This is a genomic window from Methanocella sp. (genome assembly GCF_035506375.1).
In the GTDB taxonomy this organism is placed as follows: Archaea; Halobacteriota; Methanocellia; order Methanocellales; family Methanocellaceae; genus Methanocella.
Window position 1 is genome coordinate 1 of record NZ_DATJPM010000091.1, and the last position, 10,377, is coordinate 10,377.

At 57.8% G+C, this 10,377-nt stretch carries 11 protein-coding genes; all 11 read right to left on the bottom strand.

The genetic code is table 11. From position 1 onward, the window contains the following. Positions 1-601: FAD-dependent oxidoreductase (locus tag VMC84_RS12335; protein ID WP_325381085.1), on the bottom strand; the 601-nt coding region annotated here is incomplete at its 3' end. A 132-nt stretch (positions 602-733) separates the two neighbouring features. After that, positions 734-1,804 carry a formate--phosphoribosylaminoimidazolecarboxamide ligase gene (locus VMC84_RS12340; protein ID WP_325381087.1) on the bottom strand — a complete coding sequence of 357 codons (1,071 nt, stop codon included), beginning with the start codon at positions 1,802-1,804 and terminating at the stop codon, positions 734-736. Beyond that, positions 1,801-2,895 carry a formate--phosphoribosylaminoimidazolecarboxamide ligase family protein gene (locus VMC84_RS12345; RefSeq protein WP_325381089.1) on the bottom strand — a complete coding sequence of 365 codons (1,095 nt, stop codon included), beginning with the start codon at positions 2,893-2,895 and terminating at the stop codon, positions 1,801-1,803. Before VMC84_RS12345 ends, VMC84_RS12340 begins: the two co-directional genes overlap by 4 nt. Before the next feature lie 142 nt (positions 2,896-3,037). Next, complete coding sequence (glnA, locus tag VMC84_RS12350) at positions 3,038-4,480, bottom strand: type I glutamate--ammonia ligase (protein WP_325381091.1); 1,443 nt, start codon at positions 4,478-4,480, stop codon at positions 3,038-3,040. A gap of 221 nt (positions 4,481-4,701) precedes the next feature. After that, a complete protein-coding gene (locus VMC84_RS12355) occupies positions 4,702-4,905 on the bottom strand; it encodes a hypothetical protein (protein ID WP_325381093.1) in 204 nt (67 codons plus the stop codon). 1 nt (position 4,906) lies between these two features. Then, entirely contained in the window at positions 4,907-5,695 is a 789-nt protein-coding gene (gene minD / locus VMC84_RS12360) for a cell division ATPase MinD (protein WP_325381095.1), read from the bottom strand. A 44-nt stretch (positions 5,696-5,739) separates the two neighbouring features. Continuing rightward, on the bottom strand, positions 5,740-6,765 hold the full coding sequence (locus VMC84_RS12365; RefSeq protein ID WP_325381097.1) for a hypothetical protein: 1,026 nt from the start codon (positions 6,763-6,765) through the stop codon (positions 5,740-5,742). 10 nt (positions 6,766-6,775) lie between these two features. Further along, complete coding sequence (locus tag VMC84_RS12370; protein WP_325381099.1) at positions 6,776-7,927, bottom strand: hypothetical protein; 1,152 nt, start codon at positions 7,925-7,927, stop codon at positions 6,776-6,778. After that, on the bottom strand, positions 7,927-8,652 hold the full coding sequence (locus tag VMC84_RS12375; protein ID WP_325381101.1) for a roadblock/LC7 domain-containing protein: 726 nt from the start codon (positions 8,650-8,652) through the stop codon (positions 7,927-7,929). The genes VMC84_RS12370 and VMC84_RS12375 overlap by 1 nt, the downstream gene beginning before the upstream one ends. Positions 8,653-8,673: 21 nt before the next feature. After that, positions 8,674-9,021 (bottom strand): roadblock/LC7 domain-containing protein, encoded by a 348-nt coding sequence (locus VMC84_RS12380; protein ID WP_325381103.1) that lies wholly within the window; start codon positions 9,019-9,021, stop codon positions 8,674-8,676. Then, positions 9,015-10,377: Ni/Fe hydrogenase subunit alpha (locus VMC84_RS12385; protein WP_325381105.1), on the bottom strand; the 1,363-nt coding region annotated here is incomplete at its 5' end. The genes VMC84_RS12380 and VMC84_RS12385, both read right to left, overlap by 7 nt.

Genomic DNA, 10,377 nt, shown 5'->3' on the forward strand with positions numbered 1-10,377 from the left:
CCAGCATGACAAAGTCCGCCATGAGCTGCTTACCGCCAGCGATCACGCCCGTAACCTTATTACTCCTGACGGTGATACTATCCACAGTAGTATTCAAAACGAACTTAACGCCACGCTTTTCCAGGCCCGTCTTCATGGAGCCGATTACTTTTGGAAGCATATCGCTGCCGATGTGCTTCTGCTTGATGGGGATGAACTCGATGCCGTTGGCGGCCGCACGCTGCTCCAGCGCCTGCGAAGGCACATGGGGAGCCTCATCCGGGGCCCCATTCTCCACGAAGTAGGTGTCCACCATGTCGAACAGCTCTTGCGTATGGCGCATGCCGATAAAGTCGATCAGGTCGCCGCCGATGAGCGGGTTGAGGTTGAGCTTGCCGTCGGACATGCCGCCCGCGCCGCCCACGCCCGCCGTAATGTTGCAGACGTTACAGTAGATACAGTCCTTCCCCTTCATGACCTGGCAGGTACGATGGCTGATGTCCTTGCCCTTCTCGATGATGGTAACGTCCGCGTACTCCGCCAGCTCCCTCGCCGCCATCAGGCCGCCGGGGCCCGCCCCGACGATGATAACCCTTTTCCTGGTCCCTGCACTTCGTTTCATCCTTACCTCTTCTCATACGCAGTAAGCGGGATGCAATATTTATAATTTCTCTAACGGTAAAACCTGTCGAAGCATCGTCTTCTCAATAACTCGCCAAACGATTGATCAGAGTTAAAAAATCGGGGGAATTTTCTATGCCAGGGCCTCGCGGAGTCTGCCTTGCCGAAGGGCTTCCTTTATCTCGAGGGCGATGCGCCTTCCCATGTACATGTTCTCACCATACTTTAAATACGCATACGGTGAGGTGCCGATGCCCACGTTGGTGCCCGCCACGATGCGCGCCGAGATCTCGAACGTATATATCCTTAAGTCGTCCGTTATCACGGTCTCCAGGCAGAAAGGCCCGATAATACCAGGCGGCGCCAGCCTCTTCGCCATCTCATGGACGCTGTCGCCCATCCGCATCAGCTCCGGTAGTAGCGACTCCCGGATCACGACGGGGAAGTTGCCCACGACCGTATAGGTCGGGTTCACCTGGAACTCAAGCTGTTCGGACGCGGGGATCCGGCCAATGGCGTCGACGGAGGACTCGTAGCGCCTGTCGGCCGCTAACAGTTCCACGTCGTTTTTCATGATAGAGGAGAAGTAGCTGGGGTAAATATTCGCTCCTATCACGTATTCCTGCAAATGAATCCTGTCCCCGTCCTCTTCCTTTAGGAGTCCTCGCCGGACCATGTCGCTGAACTTATTATGGAAAACTTCGGGCGATTCTGCCAGGAAATAGCCTCTGCCGCCCTTTGCGCCCGGCAGCTTCGCGATGGTCAGCCGGTCGATCTCTTCGGGCGTCTTGAAGGTGGCAGGGAGCCGGAGCCCTGCCTTCCTCAGCCATTCCTCCTGAGCTTTACGGTCAGCCTCCCAGCGGAGAAGCTCCCGGTTCCCGAAGACGGGCACGTGCAGATCATGGATGAGCTGTTCCGTGCTTAAGAAAGCAGTGAACGAGCCATGGGGGATGAGAATGGCGTTGAGGCGCCGGAGCCTCTCCTGGACCGGCTCGCTTATGAGCTCGCTAAAATCCTGGACGAGCACCATTTCGTCCGCGACGCCGAACTTCCGGTACATGATCGCATCTTTTTCCTTACAGATGCAGACGGTCCGGAAGCCTTCCTCCTTCGCGCCCTTAAGGATGTTCAGGGCCGAATGGGAGCCCAGCGTGCCTATGGCAATATTGTCCAGGTCATACCTGTCCAGCATGTCCCCGCTCATGTTAACACGTCAGAAAGCCTGCCCTCTTTCATGGCGTCTTTAATTTCCATGGCCACGCGCCTTCCAGGGCCCACTTCCATCCCGTATTTGTACTTCATGTAGGGCGACGTGGGCTCGACGCATGGGCAGCCCGGGACCCGCGGGCTGACGTCGAAAACGTAAAACTTCAGGTCTTTAGTCACCGCGCCCTGTAAGGCAAAGAGGCCAATCATGCCCGGAGGGTATTCCTTTTTACAGGTATTCACGAAGCGCTCCGCGGCGTCGAAGACCATCTCCAGCTGGCTTTCCCGCATTGTCGCGCCCTGGTGGCCGATCTCGATGTTCTGCGTCGGGATGGAAAGCTCAAGCTGCTCGGCCGCAGGCAGGTCAAGAACGCCGTCCAGGTCCGTCTGGATCCGCCGGTCAAAGCCGAGCAGGTCGATCTCGCCCGTCATGGAAGACCAAAAGAAGTTGGCGTTGAACTTCGCGCCGATGACGTACTCTTCGATGATCGCGTGCTTCAGGTCCTTTGCGCTGATGAGGCCTTTTCGAATGCGCTCTTTAGACTGTTTCTCGTATTCCTCGGGCGACGAGGCATAGAAAAAGGCACGCTCCAGCGGGCGCCCTTTTTCCGTGACTTTAACGATCGACAGGCGGTCTATTTCATCGGGCGATTTGAAAGTCTTAGGCGTCAATATACCCGCTTTCTTGAGAAGGTAAAGCTGATTTTTCGGGGTGTTACGCTCTTCGGTACGGAGCATATACCGGTTGCCCATGAGGGGCACCGTGAATTTTTCCTCGATGTTCTCGTATCCCGTATACACGGCGAAGGAGCGGTTGGGCACGAAGATGGTGTTAAGAGAATTCAGCTTTTTCAGGTTTTTTTCGTCGATGATATCGGCGAACTTGTCCAGGACGATGATGTGGTCGAAGAGGTTTTTATAGTATTTAGCATACGTCTTTTCCCGGCCCTTCTCGCAGACCACAACGGTCTCGAATTTTTCCTGTTTTGCGCCCGAAGCGATCTCGAGAGCCGAGTGTGAGCCCAGAACCCCTATTCTCACCTTTTTAGGGTTGAATTCCCGTACCATTTTCTTGATTTTATCGGTCATCCTTTCTCCTCGCCTGTCCAGCTTGTATCTACTGATTATTACCGCTGGTTAAGGTATATAAAATAATTTGCGGTCTGCTAAAATAATGGCTGAACTTTAAGGAAAAATGATAAAAAAGGAAAGCGGATGAAGATCCATCCGCCTAAGCATCGTAGTACAGGTACATCTCGTATGGATGTGGCCTGATCCTGACGGGGTCGATCTCGTTCTCCCGCTTGTAGCTGATCCAGCCATCCAGGAAGTCCTCGCTGAAGACGCCGCCCTGGGTGAGGTACTTGTGGTCCTCTGCCAGCGCGTTGAGCGCCTGGTCGAGCGAGCCCGGCACGGACTTGATCTTTGCCTTCTCTGCCTCTGGCAGGTGGTAGATGTTCTTGTTGATTGGGCCAAATCCCGCCTTGGTCGGGTCGATCTTGTTCTTGATGCCGTCGACGCCGGCCATCATCATGGCGGCGAACGCCAGGTACGGGTTGCACGTCGAATCCGGCGGTCGGAACTCGATACGCTTGGTCTTGGGGTTGTCCGAGTACATGGGTATACGGACTGCGGCGCTCCTGTTCCTGCTCGAGAAGACCAGGTTCACGGGCGCCTCGTAGCCGGGCACGAGCCTCTTGTACGAGTTGGTGCTCGGGCTGCATAATGCAAGCAATGAGTGGGCGTGAGTCAGTAAGCCGCCGATATAGTATAAAGCGGTCTTCGAGAGCATGCCATACCCGTCCTTGTCGAAGAACAGGGGCTTATCGTTCTTCCACAGGCTCTGGTGGGTGTGCATGCCGCTGCCATTGTCGCCATACATCGGCTTGGGCATGAACGTGGCGGTCTTGCCGTTGCGATTTGCGACGTTCTTGACCACGTACTTGTACATCATGGTCTGGTCCGCGATTTTCTTGAGCGTGTTGAACCGCATGCCGATCTCGGCCTGGCCCCCGGTCGCGACCTCGTGGTGGTGCAGCTCGATCCGCATGCCCATGTCCATCATTGTGCCGACCATCTCGTTCCTGATGTCGATCTGGGTGTCCGTGGGCGCCACCGGGAAGTACCCTTCCTTGAACCTCGGGCGGTGGCCCAGGTTCGGGGTGGTGTTGTGGTTCGAGTTCCAGATGCCCTCGTTCGAGTTAATGGAATAGCTCATGCCCTTGTACGGGGTAAGCACGTCGAACTGGACGTCGTCGAAGATGAAGAACTCCAGTTCCGGGCCCATGTAGCTCTTGTCCGCGATGCCGGTCGACTTCAGGTATGCCTCGGCCTTTGCGGCGATGTGCCGGGGGTCCCTGTCGTAGGGCTTCATGCCGCTCGGGTCCAGGACGTCGCAGGTAAGCGATATCGTGGGCTCGGCGATGAACGGGTCTACGAATGCGGAGTCCGCATCTGGTATGAGCAGCATGTCGCTATCCTCGATGCCCTGGAATCCCCGGATGCTCGAGCCGTCAAAGCCCGTGCCTTCGGTAAAAATATCATCAGTAAGCTCAGCGACCGGGTGCGTCTTATGCTGCCAGGTTCCCGGGACATCGATGAACTTATAATCGACATATTTAATCTTTTTCTCTTTAATGAGACTCTTTAACTGTTTGTTCTTTTCAGATGCCATAGAAAAATTTCACCAACTCGCCAGTTTATCAGCCGGAAGCATGCTTCCGGCTGAGAAGTATATTGCCTACTACACATATATATAAGTTATCACAAACCTGGCTCGCGGAACTAGCGAAATTACCGGTATAACTATTATCGTGGCGCAGGCCGATTTGGAGTTACAATGATATACGGGAAAATAAAGTAAATTAAAAAAGAATGGGTGTTATTCCAAAAAGCTTAAAACTTGAGCTTCTTGAATTCCTCGATATCGTAGGCCAGCCGGCCGAGCTCCTCGTCGGTGATCTCGACGCGGTTCTTGAGGACCCTCAGTTCGGCGGTGAGCTGCTTGATCCGCGTGTACATGATGAACATGACACCGAAGCAGACAATTATACCCACGCACAGTATGGCGATCAGCAGTTCAAGTAACACTTCTTCCATGTCATACGCCTCCAAATATGGACCTTGCCAGCCGGTCTATGAACGATTCACTCTTGCCATCGGCGGTCTCCATCGGTACGGCCTTCGTGCCGGCGATCTTTGCGGCCAGTTTCTTGAAGCCTTTTGCGGCCGGACTGTCCGGGTACATGACGACCACGGGCGTCTTAAAGGCCGCGGCCCGGCGCACGCTGGCGTCCTCGGGGATCACTTCGAGCACTTCGGCGCCCATGATCTGCCCGATCTTCTGGCTGGTGAGCATGGTCTTCTCCGCGGAAGCGCGGTTGAGGACCACGCCTCCCACCGCTCCACCGACCATCTCCGTGAGCACCTTGATCTTCACTGCGTCGGCCAGTGACGAGAGCTCGGGATTCACAACGAGCAGGACTTCGTCGGCGATCGCAAGGGGTATGACGCCGTCCTTGCTGATGCCTGCAGGGGCATCGATGAGCACATAGTCGGCGCCGGTTACGAGCTTGCTCATGACGAACTGGAGCCGGTCCGGGTCGGCGTTCTGGAAACCCTGGAGCGATATGCCGCTCGGCACCACGCGGAGCCCGGTTGGAAGCTCATAGATAGCCTGCTGGATGTCCGCCTTGCCGGCGAGGACCTCGTGCAGTGTGATCTTACTCTTTTCCAGCCCCAGCACGAGGCCGAGGTTGGCCATTCCTATGTCCGCGTCCAGAATTATCGTACGCTTGCCTAACAGCGCCAGGGCGGTTCCAAGGTTAGCCGTCGTCATTGTCTTTCCCGTACCGCCCTTTCCCGAGGCTATGGTAAATACTTTGGTCATACACACACCCATTTTGGTTTTATATTGCCCCTTTCAGGATGATTTCAATGCTTCCGGATCATTTCCACGAGGATCATGCGCTTGATCTCGGAGCTTTCGCACATGATGCCTTCGCTCTTCTTATGGTCGATATACGCCGATACCTCGCTCTCCGTCGGCCAGGGCATGCGGTCGAGGAAGCTCTGGATATCGGCAAGGAGCGCTGCCCTCTCACGGCTCTTGCGCTCTTCGACCCAGGTATAAACACTTTCCAGAACGCTATTCTCTTGAAAGTGATATCCCTTATCCTTTAAATATCTGATGAAATCCATGATATCGACACTGGAGTAAGCCTTTCTGGCACCGATGAACGCGCCGATCTCTTTTTCCAACACATCCTGGCTCAGCTCTCCCCCAGTCGGGAGAGGTATCGAGGGCCTCGTGTTTGCCGTGAACCGGTCGATGTTTATGCGCGGGACCTTCTCTTCAAAAGCTGGAGTGCTTACAGATGACTGCGCAGGCGCTACGGCCGGCGGATCGGGGGCCTGGAGCGCATGAACCGGCTCCTGGACTATGGGATTAACGATGCTTACGCGGGGCGCATCAGGCAGACTCTGCTCCTGTGCCGTCGCGGGCTTTGGCGTTTCTACCGCCACCTTTTCCTCGTGGAGCATTGTGCCCCCGTTCGTGGCCTTCGGAGGCGCTTTCTTACCCATGGCCATGCGGATCATCCGCGCCTCGTTGATGAGGTCCTGCACGTCGCTGGACTCGGTCTCCAGGTAGGTAGCCAGGTTATCCTCGTAGGACAGGCCGATCTCCTCCGGCGCCCCGACGGATGCCTGCGGCTTATTCTTCTCCTCGGCGGCCGTCTCCACGTACTTGGCGAGGACGTTGTCCACGATGGCGGACGCCTGCTCTTCCGGGAATACGTCCAGCATGGTGTTCATCAGCCTGGGCAGGTCGAGCGAGCCATCGGGATGGACCAGCTTGCCGATAGAAGAGCCATAGCCGGCCTTGTTGAACTTCGCTATGCCTTCATTGCCCGCGACATACATGATGGCATTATAGAGTAGCGTGGAAATATCGCGCATTTATGCACCTTTAAGTCCGTTTTTTCTTATCCGGCACCACCTTGAGATGGGACAGCTCGAGCCGCTTCAGGAGATCGTCCACGTTGCCGACGAACTCGTTTTCGACCTTCTTCACGTAATCGGCGTCGTCTTCCATGTCGCCCTTGAGGGCGCCGGTGGACTTAGACTCCGGGGCCGGAGTGCCGATGCCGTCGGCGGCCTGGCGGGCGCCTTTATCGAAGAGCGCCTTAGCCGATACTCCCGGGACATGCTTGGGCGAAGCGTCGAAGCGGTGAGTCTCCATCGGCCCCGGCTGTTCCGGCGGCCGGGTGACCGTCCCGTGCGCCATCCCCTCCGATTTCGCGATCGGCACGGGCTTTATCAATGGAACGTAAGGCTTCGAGTCCGGCCTGAGCACCTGCATGGGCTGCGGCGCCGGCTCGGCCTTCGGCGCCCCTCTAGACGGCTCATCGCCCAGGGCCACGTGCGGGTACATCCTCATGATCGAGTTGATGAGCGCCTCGTCGATGTGGTAGAACTCCGCCACGCCGCTGGACGACAGCATTTTGCCCAGGAGCGCTTCTCCCGCCTCGCCCGCTGAGTAGGCAGCGACTACCTTACCATGGAGCAGCAGCAGGTGGCACTCTCCGCCGTCCTGCTTTATGAGCACGGCGTGGCCTGTCTCGTCCTTCCTGTTCTCGATATAGGACTTCAGGCTCACGACACTCTCCGACTTTATGAACGATCCCCGGACCTCTGGCATGCTCGACCGCTGCGCCGGGGGCTGCCGCTTCACCGGCATCGGCTTCGGGGCCTCCACCGGCGGCTTCGGCGTTTGCTGTGCCGGTGCCTGCCGGATCATAAATTCTTTCCCGAAGTCCGCCGCCAGGCGCAGCTGGCCCTCGTTCAGCGAGAAGAGCTCGAGGACCGTGTCCTCGCTGGACGCGATCGTCGCGATGACCTTCTGCTCGCCGTCCTGGTGGTCGGACTTTCCGTCGGACACGTATGCTATGATGGGCTTTCCGGCGCCGTAGACGATCGCGCCTTCCGCGAACGTGCTGCCCGCGAAGAGCGAGGCGCGCATAAAGCCCGTGAACGAGTCCTTAAGCAGCGCCGCGTTCAATTCCGCAAGGGGCACCGGCCCCTTAAAGCTTCTCACCAGTACGCCATGCGGAAGTTCCATCACTGGTCCCTCATATTATTCTGGGCGTTCCTTATGCTCAGCCTGACAAGGCCAAGGTTCGTATCCGACGAGGTCAGCACGCATAAGAACATGTCGTTGATGGGTGCGATGATCACTTTATTCGACGGCGATTCCAGGATGATCTGCTCGGCGCTGCCTAATTGTAATTCGGTGGCGATCTTCGTGCCGCTGCGCACCATGTCCTCGGTGGCGACGGCGATATGCTCGAAGTCTGTGTTCTGGCCCTGCTGGTAGATGGGCAGTCCGTCAACGACGAGGGCCGCGGCGATGACCCCTGGAAGCTGTATGACCGTGGCGAGGAGCACGTCGTATGGTATCCTCTTATCCTCGGGCCCGGCCGGGGTTTCATCTGCCGCGTCGGGCTGGGGCTCCACATCCGGCGGCAGGTCGCCGATGACCGAATCTGGATAGTCCCGGAAGATCTGTGTCTTATCCTCGTCGCTGTAGGCGTAGACCTTAAGCGATGGCTCGCGGAGCATCATGATGCGGTCGAGGGCGTTCATCTGGTACAGCGTAATGCCCAGAGTCATGAAGGCCGAGGCGAGCACGTTGCCGTCCTCGATGAGGATAAAGCCTTCGCTGGCCCTGCCATCCTCGCCCTGCCTTATGTGGATACAGCCGCGGAAGTCGTGCCCGTAGTCCTTCAGGGCCTCCGGCACCGGCTTGACGGCCTCTGCGATCAACTTGCCCTCGGGTATTTTCACTGAAGATGCCCCTCTGTTTTTTTATAATGCCGCCGCTATCCGGTCTTTGTTCTTCTTCACCTCGTACCGGATCCGGCCGATGTTGGCGCCATGCTCGGCCACGATGGCCAGGATCTCGTTCTGGCTGATCAGCGAGAGCATGATTGGGCCCTTTTCTAATTCCACGAGCACCTGCTCGAAGTTGCCCTTGCCAAGCTCTATGCCCATTGCCTCGGACGTACCGACGCTCGTTGAAGCCATGGCTCCCAGCGCGTCGACGTCCACCTGGATGTTCGCCACGTGCTCTATGATGAAGCCGTCACGGCCGACGATCGCGGCCGCGTTAACACCTTCGACCTTTGCCAGGTCGCCCAAAATCCTCTTTAACATTTTGTAACCTCGCGAATGACCTTTCCCTCTGAGTCGATTACCGTAAGCTGGATCGGCATGCGCCCGATCGCGTGCGTGGCACACGATACGCACGGGTCGTAGGCCCGGACCACCATCTCGATGCGGTTCAGGGTGCCTTCGCTTACGTTATCACCGTGAATGAGCTTCTGGGATGCCTGAAGCACTCCCCTGTCGATGGCCCTATTATTATGGCCCGTAGCCACGATGAGGTTCGCCCTCGTGATGAAGCCCTTCTCGTCGACCGTATAGTCGTGGATGAGCGTGCCGCGGGTCGCCTCGACGACGCCGATGCCCCGGGTATTCCTGACGCCGGCGACCGGATTGCGAATCGTCTTGCCGGTGATCGCGGGGTCCTGGAGCAGCGCCAGCGCCATCTCGCTCGCGGCCATGTACTCGATGGTACGGGCGGCGTGGTAGAGCAGCGACTGCTGGGGCGCCCGGCCATACTTCGCCCGGAACTCGGCCAGCATCTTATCGGCCACGGGTGTCCCGATGGAGTCGACAATATTCACCCTGGCCAGGGGTCCGACCCGGTAGAACCCGCTGCCCTTCTTGAGCTTCGTGAATTTCATGTACGAGTACGGCTCGGCGATCTCCTCGATGTAACTTAAATAGTCCTTGCCAGGGAAGTCGGCAATTTGTGAAGCGTTCGCGTCCATGGCCCGGACGTTGCCGTCGTAGAACTCGAGCTTTCCGCCGTTCGTCATGCCGACGAAGTCGGACTGCATGAGGCCGACGCTGTTGACCATCTCCGCGTACCTGTCCATCTGCTGCATGACCACCGGCCAGGCCGTTCTCGCGATCTCGACGGACCGCTTCGCCATGGCCTCGAGCTCGGCCTGCTTTTCCTTGGACAGCGCGAAGGACATGCCGCCGGGCACCGCCGACACCGGGTGGATGGGCTTGCCGCCGGTCTCCTCGGTGATGCGCTGTCCGATCTTGCGGCCCTCGACGGCCATTTTTGCCAGATCCGGGTTCGCCTGTACCAGCCCTACGACGTTGCGTAATGCGGGGTTATAGTCGGGGCCCAGTATGTAGTCGGGCATCGCCAGTAGGAACAAATGCAGCGCGTGGGAGTGGATGAATTGCCCCGAGTCCAGGAGCCTCCGGAGCTTCAGGGCAGTCTCGGGCACCTGCGCGCCGAAGATCTCGTCGACCGCCTTCGCCGAGGCCAGATGATGGACCGTCGGGCAGATGCCGCAGATGCGCGGCGTGATGCGCGGCGCCTCCTCGATGGCCGCCCCTTCGAGGAACTTCTCGAAGCCCCGGAGCTCCGTGGCGTGGAAGTGGGCGTCGGCGACGTTCCCCTGGTCGCCGAGGCTGATGGTGACCTGG